This is a genomic window from Janthinobacterium sp. GW458P (assembly GCF_002127585.1).
In the GTDB taxonomy this organism is placed as follows: domain Bacteria; phylum Pseudomonadota; class Gammaproteobacteria; order Burkholderiales; family Burkholderiaceae_D; genus Janthinobacterium.
Genome location: NZ_NEGZ01000155.1, coordinates 1 through 439, shown reverse-complemented (window position 1 = coordinate 439; position 439 = coordinate 1). Strand labels below are relative to the sequence as shown.

General features: G+C 75.2%; 1 protein-coding gene. It reads left to right on the top strand.

What is annotated here, in order from left to right:
• Positions 1–439, top strand: a 439-nt coding sequence (locus tag CBW50_RS28540) for a TolC family protein (protein ID WP_139842736.1), incomplete at both ends; no start/stop codon positions are given.

Below are 439 nucleotides of genomic sequence, written 5' to 3'. Positions count from 1 at the left end.
CCCGACGCCGGGCGGTTGCTGCCGGGCGACAGCCGCGCCGCGCCGTGCCCGCCCGCCCATGATGGGGCCGTGCCCTTGAGCCTGCCGGCGGCCGTCGACCTGGCCCTGTGCCATAACGCGCAGGTGCATGGCGCCTGGGCCGGCATCAAGCTGCAGGCGGCCGGCCTGGGCGAGGCCCGCGCCGCCTACCTGCCGACCTTGAATGCCGGCCTGAGCCGCGTGCATGACCGCACCGCCTATCCCGGCGCCGCCACGGCTTCCAGCAGCCTGGGCAGCAATACTGGCTCGCTGAGCCTGTCCTGGCGCCTGTTCGATTTCGGCGGCCGCGACGCGGGGCGGCGCTCGGCCACGGCGCTGCTCGACGCGGCGCTGGCACACCGCGACGCCGTGCTGCAAGCGACCCTGGCGGCGACGGTCAGCGCGTATTTCGACGCGCACA